We start from the raw sequence: 15,499 nt of genomic DNA, 5'->3' as shown, positions 1-15,499 counted from the left end.
ATGATCCTATTTTATTTAAGCATTTCACGATAACATCAAAAAACTCTTTACTCTCAATTTTTCAGTATGCAAGAAATCCTGCAATCAGGAATAGATGGTATTGCTTTAGGTAGCATTATTGCCCTAGCAGCCGTTGGTCTGACTTTAACCTATGGGATTTTAAGACTACAGAACTATGCCCACGGTGATGTTTTGACCCTTGGTGCCTACGTTGCTTTTTTTGCTAATACCGTACTTAAGCTTAATATTTGGCTATCCTTTGTGATCGGTTGTGTGGGTGCCGTCATATTTTTATTAATCTGCGAAAAAATTCTATGGGCGGGGCTTAGAAAAAAACGGGCAAGTGAAACCACAATGTTGATTGTGTCCGTAGGCTTAGCATTGGTGATGCGAAATGGCATTATTTTACTTTGGGGAGCGTCACCACAAAAATATGACCTGCCGACATTTCCCGCCTTAAATTTTATGGGATTAATTATTACCCGTAATAGTATTGTCGTAATTGTGATGGCGATCGCCGTAATTGCGGGGCTTTACTATTTATTACAAAATACCCAAATTGGTAAGGCAATGCGAGCAGTGGCTGATAACCCTGAATTAGCAAGAGTTACGGGTATTAATGTTGAAACCGTAATCCTATGGACTTGGATTATGGCAGGAACTTTGACAGCCCTTGGCGGAGGGATGTATGGCTTAATTACGAATGTGCGTCCGACTATGGGTTGGTATTTAATTTTACCGATGTTTGCCGCAGTGATTTTAGGGGGTGTGGGTAATCCCTACGGAGCGATCGCTGGAGCAATGGTAATTGGTGTAGCTCAGGAAGTTAGTACGGTCTGTCCTGCCAGTTTAGGGAATTTAGCTAAATACTGCATTGGTACCGAGTATAAAATTGGCGTAGGTTTATTAATTATGGTTTTAGTCCTGTTATTTAAGCCTCAGGGACTGTTTAAGACTAGCTCTTGAGCTTTGATGAAAAACCTTACACAAAACTTAATGCCTGAACAATAGACAGAGGCGATCGCCTTGGATTAACCTAGATGGCATTACTCGTTATTTTAATATTCTTATGACAATTCAACGTGGTTCCACTGTTCGTATTCTGCGTAAAGAGTCTTACTGGTATCGTGATGTAGGTACCGTTGCATCCATTGATAAAAGCGGCATCATTTACCCTGTAATTGTCCGTTTTGATAAGGTTAACTACTCTAACGTTGCTACCAATAACTTTGCGATCGATGAAGTCGAAGAAGTAGCACCTCCCAAAAAATAGCTTTCTCAGCTACAAAATTGGCTATAAATAAGCTCAAGTCTGGGGTAGGATAACTCCAGATTTTTTTGTGAAAATTATCTGTCGTACATAATTGTTAGTAAATGTTAGATTGCTGTATATTAGATTTCTTTCACCTAAATTCTGGATATAAAAATCTATGCACTTAAAGGGCAGTTTCATATTTGCAGCTAATAGTAAATTAAAGAACTATGAAATTGGCAAGCCTGATATTTGGTGACTTCGACAAAATTCCTCCCCAGTGGCGAACAGATTTTAGAGCGGAGTGGATTGAAACTTGTCTTGCGCGCATGAGAATCTTGGCATGGTTTACTTTGATTTACCCCGCCATTGTTTCTCCAGTTCTGTACTTGAGCTTATCTCTGTCTGAGCCAGTCTATTTATCTCTACAGCTATTAATTCTAGTTGGTATATTTTTAACTTCAGCCTTCAGTTTATGGAAAATTTATACTTCTCTACAATATCAACCCTCCTCAGAACTGACTAAAACTCAATCTCAACTGATTCTGTTTTACTCGATCACAATGTTGATTTATGTCAATGTGATTTTCTGTACTATTTGGCTACGCACTGACCTAAATGTCCCCTATGTCATCGCAATTTTTCTCTATGCTTTAATGTTTTATCAGCCCCATCGCTTGGGAACTATAATCTATGGCACTAACTTTATTCTTTATTTAATTTTTATATCCGTTTTTCCAGCACAGTCCTTTCATCATCAATCCATTGCCTATTTTTCTGGAACTGTTGCTACTTTGGGTGGGTGGTATGTGGCGACTATGCTCTATAACGCTAGAATTGAGTCATTTATTAATAACCGCACAATTCAAATACAGTCCCAAGAGCTACAAAAGGTTAATGAGGAATTAAAAAAACTGGTTGCCATTGATGGCTTAACTCAAGTTGCCAACCGCCGCCGCTTTGATCAGCACTTAAATACTAAATATCAAGAATTAGCAGATACCCATAACCTTGCTATTTTGCTCTGTGATGTGGATTACTTCAAATTATTTAATGATACCTATGGACATCAAGCAGGGGATGAGTGCCTCCAAAAAGTCGCAGCCACAATTCAAGCTGATATTAGACATAATGAAGATTTAGTAGCTCGGTATGGTGGTGAGGAGTTTGTAATTATTTTATGTAATACTTCCGTCTCTGAGGCTCTTCAAGTAGCTGAACGCATCTGCAAACTTGTTCAAGATTTACATATTCCCCACAAGCGATCGCCTCTACAAGAAGTAACTATTAGTATTGGTGTATTTTGTCAAATTCCATCCCTAGGTACTAAACCAGAGCAATTAATTACTAAAGCCGATCAAGCTCTGTATCTAGCCAAAGCACAGGGACGCAATCAGGCAGTTTATGCCACTGTTTAATTTAAGAGCTAATTTAAGTGTTTAATTGGTGAATATGGAGAGAGTCAAGTAATATCAAATCTTTAAATAGCAGCTACAGATGGAATCGCTAAAATATAATCCCAGCCAACCTAATTGAGAGCAGGTTTCCAATCCTTAATAGGCATCGTCCACTTTTTGGAGATATTTCACATAACCAACTTAAATGCAGCTTCATCAGTGGGAAAAATCTGCTGGGATTTAATCACTTTGAGTAAACTGCTATTCACTGCTATTCATAGATTCAAATTACGTTACTAATCTCAGGTGGATAAGCTAAAGAAGTGAATAATAGTGATCGTTTGAGCTTAGACCTTGAAACTTTGACTTCAGAATGTGATCGCCCTACTAATTCTTCAATGCGATCACTTCTCCCCTAATCTCGAATATATAAGTTTAACGATAGCTTTCTCGCCGATGCCGAACTTGCATTACTTTTACAATCTGATTCTTATCATCAATTTCATAGATAATTCGGTAATCTCCCACTCGAATCCGATAATCTTGTAATGAATTCTTTAATTTAAGGCACCCAGAAGGTCTAGGATTAACACTTAAATCCTTAATGGCTGGGATTACATGATCAAATATCTGAATTGGTAAGTTTTTGAGGTCTTTTTCTGCCTATTTTTCTAGGAGAATCTCATACATTGGGGGAATATTCTTGGAGAAAATTATCAAGAGAACGAAATTCTGTAGTTTTTTGACGTACTTTTTCTAAATATTCTAGGTCTTCTATTCCTTCAATCTGTTCTAGCATTTCTTCATAAACATCAATATCTAAGATGACTGCAACATGCTTTCCATCTCGCAAGACTTAGCATTTTTAATGGTTTCACTAGAGTTAGCTAAAAAACATTGTAAGCGATCACAACTTTAACTCTCTCAAAATGTGTCGCACCTCTAAATTCTCTCAACACGCGATCACCCAATAAATTCACATTAAAAAGCATCCTGATTTAAGGCACCACTAAAGGTTAGCTATGTTCCACAATAACGTAAGGACAAGCAACATAGTTTTCTGCAATGGTATAGTGCCACATAATTCTGACAAGACATTTAACTGGAATATAGATATTTCCCTTTAGTGCAGGGGAGGCACTCAAAACCTTTGAAAAACCAGCAGCAAGGTATGTCTCGTCCGTAAGAAGTGCGATTCGTTCACCTTTATGGATAAGTTCAAAATATTCGTAAGCAGGTTTATCAGTGTTTTCTTCTTCCCAATATCCAAGTGTAAGATGTCCCTCCACCCATACAGTTCTGGTTCCTTTATTGTTTTCAAATCCAGCAAATTGGTCATAGTGAGAGGTCAGATGCTTCCAAAGGTCTCGTAGCATTTCTCTTGAGGTTATTGAATATGTTCTGGATTCCTGAGTACTTATGCCTGCATTTGCAAATAATGCTTTAAATTCAGCTTTAGAGCCTCCTTGCTTGTTTATTTTTGTTGATGGATCAGTACCCGTAATCTCTTCAAATTTTCGTGAGATGAATTCAAGATCGAGATATACAAGATTATCAAGATTGTCCAAGATGTCTTCCAAATTATCCTCCAGAAGCTAACTGCTAATTTGAGAAGTAAAACATAATTTCAGCTTAACTCAGACAGAGATTTTAGCAAATAAGTCTTAAAATAGGTATCCAAAGTAATAAAAGCTAAATTGCCATGACCACCGATAATCTGCCCAAACAATATGTCCCTCAAGAAACCGAGTCAAAGTGGCAGGAGTATTGGGAAAAGCAAGGTATTTACCATCCAGACGCATCAAGCAATAAGCCTTCATACTCGATTATGATTCCCCCGCCCAATGTCACGGGTAGTTTGCATATGGGACACGCCTTTGAGGAGGCAATTATTGATGTTTTAGTACGCTACCACCGCATGAGTGGATTTAACACCCTATGGCTGCCAGGCACAGATCATGCCAGTATTGCCGTGCAGACTATATTGGAAAAGCAATTAAAGCAAGAAGGAATTAAAAAAGATGACTTGGGAAGAGAAAAATTCCTAGAACGGGCATGGGCATGGAAAGCTGAGTCTGGCAGTACAATTACCAATCAGATTCGTAAGTTAGGAGCATCGGTTGATTGGCAAAGAGAACGCTTCACAATGGATGAAGGACTCTCAAAAGCTGTTATAGAAGCATTTGTCAAGCTGTACGAAGAGAATTTAATTTATCGTGGTGAATATTTAGTAAATTGGTGCCCATCTTCGCAATCGGCAGTATCAGATTTAGAAGTTGATAATCAAGAAGTGAATGGACATCTTTGGCATTTTCGTTATCCGCTCAGTGATGGATCGGGCTATATCGTAGTTGCTACAACCAGACCAGAAACCATGCTCGGTGATACCGCCGTAGCTGTGAATCCCACCGATCCTCGGTATCAAAGCCTTATTGGTAAGACTGTCACTCTACCTCTGATGAATCGAGAGATTCCGATTATTGGTGATGAATATGTAGATCAAGAGTTCGGTTCGGGCTGTGTCAAAATTACGCCTGCTCACGATCCCAATGATTTTGAGATGGGAAAAAGACATAATCTGCCCATAGTTAATATTTTAAATAAGGATGGAACTATTAATGCTAATGGTGGTGAATTTATGGGGAGCGATCGCTTTGTGGCTAGAAAAAATATAGTCGCAAAACTGACAGAGTTAGGATTAGTCGAAAAAATTGAAGATTATACCCATTCTGTCCCCTATTCTGAACGAGGTAAAGTCCCTGTAGAACCATTTCTTTCTACCCAGTGGTTTGTCAAGATTCGCCCCTTAGCAGATGATGCCTTAAATGAATTTGATCAGCATAATTCACCGAATTTCGTACCCGATCGCTGGGGTAAGGTATATCGAGATTGGCTAGTTAAATTAAAGGATTGGTGTATTTCTCGGCAGTTGTGGTGGGGACATCAGATTCCTGCTTGGTACACCCCTGAAGGCGATCTATTTGTGGCAAGAACTAAAGAAGAGGCATATATTCAGGCAAAGGCAAAGCTAGGAAGAGAAGATATTACCTTAGAACAGGATTTTGATGTTTTAGATACTTGGTTCTCTTCAGGTTTATGGTGTTTTTCTACCTTAGGATGGGATGGCAAAAACGAAACGGAAGACTTTAAAGCATTTTATCCCACTAGTGTCCTAGTCTGTGGTTTTGATATTATCTTTTTCTGGGTAGCACGGATGACGATGATGTCTAAGTATTTCACAGATAAAATCCCTTTTAAGACTGTGTATATTCATGGCTTGATTCGGGATGAGAATAATCAAAAGATGTCCAAATCCAAAAATAATGGTATTGATCCGCTTTTACTTATAGAAAAATACGGAACAGATGCTTTGCGTTATGCTCTGATTAAGGAAGTAATTGGGGCGGGGCAAGATATTCGACTTGACTATAACCGTAAAACCGATGAATCTCAAAATGTGGAATCCGCTCGCAATTTTGCTAATAAGTTATGGAATGCTTCGAGATTTGTATTGATGAATTTAGAACCTAGTGCGGTTTTAAAACCAGAAGAAGTTAAGGATAATTTAGAACTATGCGATCGCTGGGTTTTATCGAGATTTAATCAAACTGCCCTAGAAGTGAATCAATATATCTCTAGTTACAGTTTAGGTGAAGCCGCCCGATCACTCTATGAATTTATCTGGGGAGATTTTTGTGATTACTATATTGAGTTGGTAAAACCGAGACTACAGGGGGAAGACAGCATATCAAAATCAACGGCGCAATCAGTTCTACTTTCAGTTTTAATTGGTACTGTTTCTTTACTTCATCCCTATATGCCCCATATTACCGAAGAGATATGGCAAGTTCTAACTGGAACAGATGGTAAGACTTCACTATCTTTACAGGAATTTCCCCAAGGTGATCGCACACAGATTGATCTAAATCTTGAAAATCAATTTAAGCTCATATTTGAAGTTATCCGTACTGTCCGCAACCTCAGAGCCGAAGCAGAAGTTAAGCCTAGCCAAAAAGTTAAAATCATTCTGCAATCAGAAAATGAAGCTGAATTGACAGCATTAAGAATTGGAGATAGTTATATTGCTAATTTAGGCAAAATTGAGGAAATTATTATCTCTAATCAAGTACCAGAAAACCTTGGACAAACTTTAGCAGGGGTGGCAAACACAGTTCAAATTTTACTACCTCTAACTGGAGTAATCGATCTAGAAAAATTTAAGCAAAAACTTCAACGCAATTTAACAAAAATTGAAACAGCGATCGCCTCTACCCAATCTCGTTTAAGTAATGAGAGTTTCATTCAAAAAGCGCCAGCCGAGCTAATTGCTAGTGTAAAAGCTGAACTAGAATCTGCAAAACAACAGGAAATTATCCTGCGATCGCGACTCAAAGAGCTAGGTTAAACTTGAGTGTTTGGTGATTCTAGGTAATTCTTTGAATAGGGGCAAAGTTAGGGTCAATAATTCTTCTGCCCATGCCACTAAAGGTAACAACAAGAGAAGTTTTTTCACCACTTCCTAAAATACCGAAAATCACACCTTCGCCAAATTTTTTATGAGTTAGGCGATCGCCCACTTGCCAATTTTCCTTAACTACGGGTACTTCAACGGGTTTGCCTTCGGTTTTACGCTGAGATGATTTATCTGTTTTAATCGGATTTATAGAAGCGATTGTATTTGGGGAAACAATCCCAAGTTTAGTTTGAGACTTAGACTTCAGATTTTTTTGAGTTAGAAGTTGTTTAGGTAACTCCGCTAAAAACTGTGAAGGTACTGCCTTTTCATAATTTCCATACAAACGGCGTTCATCGGCATAGGTTAGGTGTAACTGCTCTTGGGCGCGGGTAATGCCCACATATAAAAGCCGACGTTCTTCTTCCAAAGCCATCGGATCATTCAAGGAACGGAAGCCCGGAAATAGTCCCTGTTCTAAGCCCACTAAAAACACCACGGGAAATTCTAAGCCTTTGGCAGCGTGTAAAGTCATGAGGGTCACTTTTTGCGACTCTTCAGGGGCTTCATCTAAACTGGAAGATAGGGCAGCATTGGCAATAAAAGAATCTAGGGAAATATCTTCATTTTCTTCGGCATATTGGAGGGCAGCATTATTTAATTCCGCTAAGTTAGCTAGGCGATCGCTTGCCTCATCGGTTCCCTGTAATTTCAAATCATCAGCATAGCCAGAATCTTGAATAATCCCTTTAATAATTTCGCTAGCAGGTAAATCATCAACTTGCGATCGCCATTTATTAATTAATTTCACAAACTCTAAAACAGGTTTAGCTGATCGTCCCGCCACTTCTCTAACTGTATTTTCATCATTTAATAATTCCCACACTGTTACTCCTGCACTTAAAGCCAATTGGGTAAATTTGTCTGTGGTAGCATTACCAATTCCCCGTTTCGGCACATTAATTACCCGCATTAAACTCACAGAATCATTGGGATTAGAAAGTAATCTTAAATATGCCAGAATATCTTTAATTTCTTTGCGATCGTAAAATCTTAAACCGCCAACAATTTTGTAAGGAATATTCATCCGTACTAATAACTCTTCTAGGGGACGGGACTGGGCATTAGTGCGATAGAGAATAGCAAAGTGACCAAAACTAGCATTAGGAATTTTAGATTTCGTGGCTTGAATTTGACTAATTACATAGCTGGATTCATCCACTTCATCGTGGGCTTTATATAAATTTATTAACTCACCATCCCCACGGGTTGCCACTAAGCTTTTATCAATGCGCTGGGTATTATTACTAATTAATTCATTGGCGACCGTTAAAATATTGGCACAGGAACGATAATTTTCCTCCAGCTTAATCATGGTTTGGGTTTGATGATCGGGCAGGCGATCGCCAAAGGTTTCTTGGAACTCCATTAAAATCGTAAAATCCGCCAGCCTAAAAGAATAGATAGATTGATCGGCATCACCTACCACAAATACAGACCGATTCTGCCATAGGCTAGTATTACTAGCAATGCTTTGATTATTAGTAACTAACAGGCGAATTAAATCGTATTGAGTACGGTTAGTATCTTGATATTCATCTACTAAAATATGTTGAAACCGTCGATGCCAAGAAGTTAAAACCTCTGGACTTTGCTTAAATAATTGGACAGGCAGAAAGATCAAATCATCAAAATCTAAAGCATTATTTTCATTAAGTTTTGCCTGATAGATTTCATAGACTTCAGCAATTTGACGATTCCGAAAACTTGGATCACTAAATAATAATTCTTGGGGTGTTAATCCTTTATTTTTGGCACCACTGATGGCATAGCGTACAGATTTTGGATCAAACTTTTTCTCATCTAAATTTAGTTGCTTGACCACAATTTCTTTAACCAAAGACTGCACATCGGATTCATCAAAAATCGAGAAATTCTTTGTCCATTTGCGTCCATGACTATCAGTATATTTATCAATATCAAATCTTAAAATTCTGCCACACAAACTATGAAACGTGCCAATCCAGAGATTTTTTGTGTATTTTTTATAGACCTGCGATCGCAATTCATTTTGTTCTAAGTCTGATAATTGCGACAGCATCACACCCTTCTCCGCCAAGCTTAATTCTTGAGCAAATAAAGTCTGAATCCGATCCTTCATCTCCTTAGCCGCCTTATTGGTAAAAGTCACCGCCAAAATATGATAGGGATCAACACCCTCATTCAAGATCAAATTGGCAATACGATAGGTAAGGGTGCGAGTTTTGCCCGATCCCGCCCCAGCTACGACTAAAAGTGGTCCTGCACTGTGACTCGCGGCTTTTTGCTGAGAGGGATTAAGATGGTTGAGAAATTTAGCAGTCATTACTTAACTTAGGTGGTTAGATGATTGTAAGCTTAGACTTACATACTTTAATCATACTTCCCATATTAATGCACCCATGACTACTGGCACTAACGATAAAGATACCGTTCGTAATTACTTTAACTCTGTAGGATTCGATCGCTGGCGACGCATTTATGGTACTGATGATGTTAATAAAGTTCAATATGATATTCGCACAGGACATCAGCAAACAGTGGATAAAGTAGTGGCTTGGCTGAAAGCTGATGGTAATTTGGCTGGGGCTAAAATTTGTGACGCAGGTTGTGGGGTGGGTAGTTTGAGTTTTCCCTTGGCGATCGCGGGGGCAGAAGTTTATGGTAGCGACATATCCGAAAAAATGGTGCAAGAGGCAAAAAATCGGGCTGCTAATGCTAATAACCCTACCTTTAGCGTCAGTGATTTGGAATCTTTAACAGGGGAATATGATACTGTAATTTGTTTGGATGTTTTAATTCACTATCCCCTAGAGGAAGTGGAACCAATGATTAAACATCTAGCCTCTTTAGCAAAATCAAAATTAATTTTAAGTTTTGCCCCATCAACTCCATACCTAGACTGGCTGAAGAAAGTAGGTGAGTTCTTCCCCGGTGCGAGTAAAGCTACCCGTGCCTATTTGCATCCAGAATCTGAAATCAGAAATATACTTGCCCGTGCTGATTTTTTAGTAAAACGGGAGGAAATGACCAGTACAAGATTCTATTTTTCTAGGTTACTAGAGGCTAACAGACGGAAATAGTTAGTTTGGGTTAGCGATCGATTAATGCTTCACTGGTAGCGGGGTTACCATTTTTAAGCTATCAATCTAGTTATCAACAGGCAATCGCTCTACGTTGGTTTATTCTTGCAAATGCGATCGCTAGTAGCACAATTCAGAGGTACTAAAATTTAATGCTTGAATCTATTTGCTTTAGAGCGTTAGCAGCCTCAGAGCGGACTGATTCATTAGAATCTTTGAGAGCCTTAAGTAAGGCAGGGATGGCATTCTTAGAATCTTTACCTATACTTCCTAATGCAGATGCAGCACTAGACCGCACACCTGAATCAAAGTCTTTTAAGAGGGTAATGAGATCAGGAACAGCATCCTTCGCATCTTTGCCAATTCCTCCCAATGCCAGTGCAGTCCAAAAGCGCACCTTTTGATCAGGGTCTTTGAGAGCAGTAATGAGAGCAGGGACAGCATTCTTAGCGTCTTTACCAATATTCCCTAGGGCAAGTGCAGTACTAGTACGTACATCCGTATTAGGGTCTTTGAGAGCATTAACTAAAGCAGGAACAGCATTCTTAGCATCTTTGCCTATCCAGCCCAAGGAAGCAGCAGCACTGGATCGTACCTTTGGATCGGGGTCTTTGAGGGCAGTAATGAGAGCAGGTACTACTTTAGATTTACACTGAAATAATGAACCTCTAGCCTCGTTTGAACCTTGGGAAACCTCTCTAATGTACTTGGTAACTTTAGCTTCAGAACATTTATCAGAGGAGTTTTGAGCAAATAGTGGTTGTAAATTAGCTATAGCTCCAAGCCCTAAGCTCAATATCATGCTTAGTAAAATGGCTTTTGCTTGCTTTTGTTGCTTCATACCTATTTATCTTGTGATAATGTCTAGTCATCATACATGCTAGCTTGACCTAGACTACAAAAGCGATCGCACTTGATGATGCTAAAAGGTGATCAAATCGATTAATGCCTAACTAATCAGGAATAATAGTATGTAAGGGTAAATAATTTATTCAACTAAATCACTACTAAATATTCAAAATTCAAATATTTTAAAGATTACTAATGCCAGTCACCATTTCACAATTACTAACTTGGAAGTCTGAGGGGCGAGCGATCGCTGCTTTAACTGCCACTGAGTATGCTACTGCCAAAATTATGGATAGGGCTGGTGTGGATTTGATCTTAGTCGGTGATTCCTTGGGAATGGTGGCTTTGGGCTATAAAAATACCTTAGCTTTGACTCTTGATGATATTATTCACCATGCGAAAGCTGTGGGTCGAGGGATTAGTAATGCTTTGCTAGTAGTGGATTTACCGTTTTTAAGTTATCAAATTAGTTATGAACAGGCGATCGCTTCCGCAGGCAAAATTTTAAAGGAAACTGATGCCAAGGCGGTAAAACTAGAGGGCGGCTACCCTGATATGATTCAAACCATTGAAAAATTGGTAGAAAGGGGAATTCCTGTGATGGGACATATCGGATTAACTCCGCAATCTGTGCATCAAACTGGTTATCGTCGTCAGGGCAATGAACCGATTAGTGCCGAAAAAATATTTATTCAGGCTAAGGATATTGCTGATGCAGGAGCATTTGCGATCGTCCTAGAGCATATACCTAGCGAATTGGCACAGGAAATTAGTCAAACCATAGCAATTCCCACCATTGGCATTGGGGCAGGTAGTGGCTGTGATGGGCAGATTTTAGTTACTCACGATCTACTGGGTCTATCGGAATGGCAGCCGAGCTTTGTGAAAAAGTACGCCGATTTACAAACAGTAATTAGTAATGCTGTCAGTAATTATTGCCATGATGTTCGTGATCGCCAGTTTCCATAATTAATCTCTTAATTTCTAAATTAAAAATACCCAAAAACACAAATAACAAACTATGCTGCCTCCTAATGTTGTTCTTGATCCTATCCTTGAGTCGTGGTTGCGTGAAGATATTGGACGCGGCGATCGCACAACTATGGGACTATTTCCTAATCACGATGCCCCAGAGGGTGAGGCGGTTTGGATTGCGAAAGCAGATGGCACCATAGCAGGCTTACCAATCGCTCAACGGGTTTTTCAGTTACTAGATCACGCAGTTGAATTTAAGGCACTAGTCAAAGATGGTGATAGGTGTTATGCAGGACAAAAAATTGCTGAAGTGAGAGGTAGCTTAGCAACTTTACTGACTGGGGAAAGAGTGGCTTTAAATTTAGTTATGCGTTTATCAGGAGTTAGTACCTTAACCCAAAAATATGTGGCGGCGATCGCTCAATTTCCTGTAACTCTTGTGGATACACGCAAATCTACGCCTGGACTAAGGCTATTTGAAAAGTATGCTACCTATATTGGCGGAGCCATAAATCATCGGTTTGGCTTGGATGATGCGGTCATGATCAAAGATAATCACATTGCGGCGGCTGGTGGAATTAAAGAGGCAGTAAACCGAGTGCGAAAAGTAATTCCCTTTACAACTGCAATTGAAGTCGAAACTGAGTCTATTGACCAAGTGCAAGCAGCTTTAGAGATGGATGTTGATGTAATTATGCTGGATAATATGCCGACAGAGTTAATGAAACAAGCGATCGCCCTGATCCGTAATCATAGTCATGAAGTTAAAATCGAAGCATCGGGTAACATTACCCTAGATACAATTCATAAAGTTGCCGAATTAGGTATGGATTATATTTCTACCAGTGCGATGGTGACTAGATCAGCTTGGTTGGATTTAAGCATGAATATTCACTGATGATTAATTGATCAAGACCCATGAATATTAATATTGAACTAGAAGATTGGATGTATGCGGCGATCGCTTCTGAAGCTCAGAATTTAGGTTGTAGTGAAACAGAAGTTATCCAAAATGCCATTAAATTAATGTTTGGTATTGACGAATCTAGTCTGTCTAAGATTATCGATAAATACTTAGGAGAGAAGTTAGAACAGAAACTAGAAGAAAAATTAGCTGCCAAATTTAAAAATATTGACAAGAAAATAGACCACAAACCGACAGAACAATTAGATAAAGAATTCACACAAAAATTACAGGAAAGCGATCACCCTAGATCAGTTTCTAATTTATCTCCATCAGTCCCAACGGTTAGAGCTTTACAAATTGGCGATCTAGTCCAAATTCGAGATCAGGGTAGTCCACATTTTCTGGAAAAGCTATCCATAGTCAAAGTAGGAATGCTGATGGCAACAGTGCAGACAAGTAAAGGTGAACAAAGCTTTCTCAAACGTGACCTGCGATTTATTGAGTCACCAATTTTAAATTCAGAAACCTAAATTGAGGCGATTACTTAGCAGTATTAGTAGATTAACCCAAGTTGCTACCTAATAGCTGAGGGAAAGATGCAAGTAGCAGCAAGAAAAATGAATGATGAAATTATAGCGATTTATTGCTTATGCGATGACATTCTAAGAGCAATGAATCATCGTGGTGATCGACAACAAGAAATGAGTGATGGCGAAGTAATACCAAATCGTTAAATACGAGCTACAGATAAAGTCTCTAAAATATAATCCCACCCAACAATCGAAGCAATTACCTCTTGAGTCATAACTTCTAACCTTTCCCGCATTAATGCACGCAACTGGTCAAGATCTTTTGGCAGTTTCCACCTCAACCCTAATTTGAAATGCTGCCACACTCTTTCAATGGGATTAGTCTCAGGTGCATGGGCAGGCTGAAATAGCAAAATAATATTTTTAGGAATCTTTAACCGTTTTGCTCTGTGTGCTCCTGCTTGATCCACTTGCATAACGATGATGTCACCTTGAAAATATGCGCTTACTAAGTTCAGAAATACTTGGAAGCATTCACTATTAAGGTGAGTAAATTCATAGAAAAAGCTTTCCCCTGTTGATGGTTCTACAATTCGATAGAGGTAAGTTGCCTTAAACTGCCACTGAACTTTACCTTTGGGTTTGACTCCTCTTGCTGTGATCTTCCTTCCACTAATTGTCTTTAACCCAATTCGTGTTTCATCTTGACAAAAGAATCTCACTTTGCCATTTAGTCCGATTATATTAATGCCGAACCAAGCAATCATGCTTATAATACTGGCAAGGTTTTTTTATATGCTTCTACTTGCTCTTCTGACTTTCCTGCGCTGACTGGACGTGTCACTTTCGGTCTGGCTTTCAGCCGATATCGGACTAGATGATGCACAGTTTTATAGTTTGATTTGATTCCTAATTGGTTCTCTAACCATTGGCAGATCTGCCCATAACTTTCAAAGCCTTCTGCTTCTTCCAGCTTTTTTATCAATGCTTTCTGCGCCCATTGTGGAATACTCTGTTTTCGCCCTGTTCTAGGTTTAGTCCTACTATTCCCCCTTTGCGATAATTCCCTAACCAATCTTGCAATGTAACTCGATGCCGTCCCAGTATTGTCGATGCTGTCTGGATTGTGCTTGCTTGTTTTGTTTTTAACAGATACAGCATCTGAATTCTTTCTTTATCTGATGCGGTCTTTTGCACTCTCAGCATATGTTTTAGCTCTTCTTCACTTTCGCTGATCTCTAATTTGTATACTCCTGCCATTTTTTTCTTTGAACTCGGTTTATATATTTATACCATCTGTAGCCTATACTCTTCGATTTGGTATTACATAGAAATAGTATTGCCACTATGTATTTTTGTGGAAATTACGAGAGGGAAAGAAAATATTTATCAGATCAACCGCAGACTATATCGAGTTGAGCAAATGCTGTTGATATTGTTTGAAGCGTTGGGGCAAACATGGAAACAACTAAACACGGAATGGGTTTACAGCATTGATAGTTTTCCCATACCTGTCTGTGCCAATATCCGCATTCCAAGGTCAAAAATCTATGATGGCAAACAAGAGTATCGAGGCTATCAAGCCAGCAAGAGAAGATACTTTTATGGTATTAAAATTCATCTGATGGTGACGGAGTCAGGAGAGCCTGTGGAATTTTTTCTAACTAATGGTTCATTTGCTGATGTTAAGGGCTTGAGAGTATTTCCATTTGATTTACCTGAAGGCTCTGTGGTCTATGCAGATAGAGCTTACAACGATTATGAGATTGAGGATTTGTTGCTTGAAGCTGAAAATATCCAGCTCTCAGCTATGCGAAAAAGCAGCTCAACTCTACCTCTTGCTGGTTATGTTCAGTTTCTTCAACACCATAAGCGCAAAGTTATTGAAACCACTGGCAGTTTAATATCCCAACTTTTACCTAAATCTATTCATGCTGTCACGGCTAAGGGATTTGAGCTTAAAGCTATGCTCTTTGTCCTTGCTCTTAGCGTTAATCTATGGGTAGCAACTTAG

At 39.0% G+C, this 15,499-nt stretch carries 16 protein-coding genes and 1 pseudogene; 9 read left to right on the top strand and 8 right to left on the bottom strand.

All coding sequences use genetic code 11. The annotated features are described in order from the left end of the window. Window positions 1-66 precede the first annotated feature (66 nt). From SYN7502_RS17225 to SYN7502_RS18540, 3 genes are all read left to right on the top strand, one after another. Complete coding sequence (locus tag SYN7502_RS17225; RefSeq protein ID WP_015169999.1) at window positions 67-966, top strand: branched-chain amino acid ABC transporter permease; 900 nt, start codon at window positions 67-69, stop codon at window positions 964-966. A 103-nt stretch (window positions 967-1,069) separates the two neighbouring features. Then, window positions 1,070-1,273, top strand: coding sequence for a photosystem I reaction center subunit IV (locus SYN7502_RS17220; RefSeq protein WP_015169998.1), 204 nt, complete (start codon window positions 1,070-1,072; stop codon window positions 1,271-1,273). Between the two features lie 209 nt (window positions 1,274-1,482). Then, window positions 1,483-2,670: a GGDEF domain-containing protein gene (locus tag SYN7502_RS18540; protein WP_015169997.1), complete on the top strand. Its 1,188-nt coding sequence runs from the start codon at window positions 1,483-1,485 to the stop codon at window positions 2,668-2,670. A 414-nt stretch (window positions 2,671-3,084) separates the two neighbouring features. Here SYN7502_RS18540 and SYN7502_RS21520 read toward each other — a convergent pair. The 3 genes and pseudogenes from SYN7502_RS21520 to SYN7502_RS17210 all read right to left on the bottom strand — a co-directional run. Then, a pseudogene (locus SYN7502_RS21520) lies at window positions 3,085-3,300 on the bottom strand (type II toxin-antitoxin system RelE family toxin); the annotation flags it as partial. A gap of 31 nt (window positions 3,301-3,331) precedes the next feature. Then, window positions 3,332-3,502 (bottom strand): type II toxin-antitoxin system Phd/YefM family antitoxin, encoded by a 171-nt coding sequence (locus SYN7502_RS19990; protein WP_144050242.1) that lies wholly within the window; start codon window positions 3,500-3,502, stop codon window positions 3,332-3,334. 163 nt (window positions 3,503-3,665) lie between these two features. Continuing rightward, entirely contained in the window at window positions 3,666-4,229 is a 564-nt protein-coding gene (locus tag SYN7502_RS17210; RefSeq protein WP_015169996.1) for a hypothetical protein, read from the bottom strand. 122 nt (window positions 4,230-4,351) lie between these two features. Between SYN7502_RS17210 and SYN7502_RS17205 the strand changes: the two genes are divergently transcribed. Continuing rightward, on the top strand, window positions 4,352-7,054 hold the full coding sequence (locus SYN7502_RS17205) for a valine--tRNA ligase (RefSeq protein ID WP_015169995.1): 2,703 nt from the start codon (window positions 4,352-4,354) through the stop codon (window positions 7,052-7,054). Window positions 7,055-7,073: 19 nt separating this feature from the next. Here SYN7502_RS17205 and pcrA read toward each other — a convergent pair whose 3' ends face one another. After that, window positions 7,074-9,467 carry a DNA helicase PcrA gene (pcrA, locus tag SYN7502_RS17200; RefSeq protein ID WP_015169994.1) on the bottom strand — a complete coding sequence of 798 codons (2,394 nt, stop codon included), beginning with the start codon at window positions 9,465-9,467 and terminating at the stop codon, window positions 7,074-7,076. Window positions 9,468-9,543: 76 nt separating this feature from the next. On the opposite strand from pcrA, the gene bchM reads away from it, so the two are divergent. Beyond that, window positions 9,544-10,224 (top strand): magnesium protoporphyrin IX methyltransferase, encoded by a 681-nt coding sequence (bchM, locus tag SYN7502_RS17195; protein ID WP_015169993.1) that lies wholly within the window; start codon window positions 9,544-9,546, stop codon window positions 10,222-10,224. A 142-nt stretch (window positions 10,225-10,366) separates the two neighbouring features. Here bchM and SYN7502_RS17190 read toward each other — a convergent pair whose 3' ends face one another. Beyond that, window positions 10,367-11,065, bottom strand: a complete 699-nt coding sequence (locus SYN7502_RS17190) for a HEAT repeat domain-containing protein (RefSeq protein WP_015169992.1) — start codon at window positions 11,063-11,065, stop codon at window positions 10,367-10,369. Between the two features lie 203 nt (window positions 11,066-11,268). Here SYN7502_RS17190 and panB point away from each other — a divergent pair, with 203 nt between their 5' ends. From panB to SYN7502_RS17175, 3 genes are read left to right on the top strand one after another with little or no spacing between them, the layout of a single operon-like run. Then, on the top strand, window positions 11,269-12,042 hold the full coding sequence (gene panB / locus SYN7502_RS17185; protein WP_015169991.1) for a 3-methyl-2-oxobutanoate hydroxymethyltransferase: 774 nt from the start codon (window positions 11,269-11,271) through the stop codon (window positions 12,040-12,042). A 52-nt stretch (window positions 12,043-12,094) separates the two neighbouring features. Continuing rightward, window positions 12,095-12,946, top strand: coding sequence for a carboxylating nicotinate-nucleotide diphosphorylase (nadC, locus tag SYN7502_RS17180; RefSeq protein ID WP_015169990.1), 852 nt, complete (start codon window positions 12,095-12,097; stop codon window positions 12,944-12,946). A gap of 20 nt (window positions 12,947-12,966) precedes the next feature. After that, window positions 12,967-13,485 (top strand): hypothetical protein, encoded by a 519-nt coding sequence (locus SYN7502_RS17175; protein WP_015169989.1) that lies wholly within the window; start codon window positions 12,967-12,969, stop codon window positions 13,483-13,485. A gap of 200 nt (window positions 13,486-13,685) precedes the next feature. On the opposite strand, the gene SYN7502_RS20810 is transcribed toward SYN7502_RS17175, so the two are convergent. Genes SYN7502_RS20810 through SYN7502_RS20800 form a run of 3 tightly spaced genes read right to left on the bottom strand, consistent with a single transcriptional unit; the run spans window position 13,686 to window position 14,745 of the window. Then, window positions 13,686-14,252 (bottom strand): IS630 family transposase, encoded by a 567-nt coding sequence (locus SYN7502_RS20810; protein WP_051023655.1) that lies wholly within the window; start codon window positions 14,250-14,252, stop codon window positions 13,686-13,688. A gap of 2 nt (window positions 14,253-14,254) precedes the next feature. After that, the gene (locus tag SYN7502_RS20805) at window positions 14,255-14,470 is read right to left on the bottom strand and encodes a winged helix-turn-helix domain-containing protein (RefSeq protein WP_210391275.1); all 216 of its coding nucleotides are present in this window, start codon (window positions 14,468-14,470) and stop codon (window positions 14,255-14,257) included. Beyond that, complete coding sequence (locus tag SYN7502_RS20800) at window positions 14,467-14,745, bottom strand: helix-turn-helix domain-containing protein (protein WP_210391274.1); 279 nt, start codon at window positions 14,743-14,745, stop codon at window positions 14,467-14,469. The genes SYN7502_RS20805 and SYN7502_RS20800 overlap by 4 nt, the downstream gene beginning before the upstream one ends. A gap of 97 nt (window positions 14,746-14,842) precedes the next feature. On the opposite strand from SYN7502_RS20800, the gene SYN7502_RS17160 reads away from it, so the two are divergent. After that, a complete protein-coding gene (locus SYN7502_RS17160; protein WP_144050241.1) occupies window positions 14,843-15,499 on the top strand; it encodes an IS982 family transposase in 657 nt (218 codons plus the stop codon).

Source organism: Synechococcus sp. PCC 7502, assembly GCF_000317085.1.
Lineage (GTDB): Bacteria > Cyanobacteriota > Cyanobacteriia > Pseudanabaenales > Pseudanabaenaceae > PCC-7502.
This window is presented reverse-complemented; position numbering and strand designations above follow the sequence as displayed.

Bases quoted from the DNA above. Each gene is read 5' to 3' on its own strand.
- SYN7502_RS17225 (WP_015169999.1), top strand. From the start codon at position 67: ATGCAAGAAATCCTGCAATCAGGAATAGATGGTATTGCTTTAGGTAGC.
- SYN7502_RS17220 (WP_015169998.1), top strand. From the start codon at position 1,070: ATGACAATTCAACGTGGTTCCACTGTTCGTATTCTGCGTAAAGAGTCT.
- SYN7502_RS18540 (WP_015169997.1), top strand. From the start codon at position 1,483: ATGAAATTGGCAAGCCTGATATTTGGTGACTTCGACAAAATTCCTCCC.
- SYN7502_RS17205 (WP_015169995.1), top strand. From the start codon at position 4,352: ATGACCACCGATAATCTGCCCAAACAATATGTCCCTCAAGAAACCGAG.
- pcrA (WP_015169994.1), bottom strand. From the start codon at position 9,467: ATGACTGCTAAATTTCTCAACCATCTTAATCCCTCTCAGCAAAAAGCC.
- bchM (WP_015169993.1), top strand. From the start codon at position 9,544: ATGACTACTGGCACTAACGATAAAGATACCGTTCGTAATTACTTTAAC.
- SYN7502_RS17190 (WP_015169992.1), bottom strand. From the start codon at position 11,065: ATGAAGCAACAAAAGCAAGCAAAAGCCATTTTACTAAGCATGATATTG.
- panB (WP_015169991.1), top strand. From the start codon at position 11,269: ATGCCAGTCACCATTTCACAATTACTAACTTGGAAGTCTGAGGGGCGA.
- nadC (WP_015169990.1), top strand. From the start codon at position 12,095: ATGCTGCCTCCTAATGTTGTTCTTGATCCTATCCTTGAGTCGTGGTTG.
- SYN7502_RS17175 (WP_015169989.1), top strand. From the start codon at position 12,967: ATGAATATTAATATTGAACTAGAAGATTGGATGTATGCGGCGATCGCT.
- SYN7502_RS20810 (WP_051023655.1), bottom strand. From the start codon at position 14,252: ATGATTGCTTGGTTCGGCATTAATATAATCGGACTAAATGGCAAAGTG.
- SYN7502_RS20800 (WP_210391274.1), bottom strand. From the start codon at position 14,745: ATGGCAGGAGTATACAAATTAGAGATCAGCGAAAGTGAAGAAGAGCTA.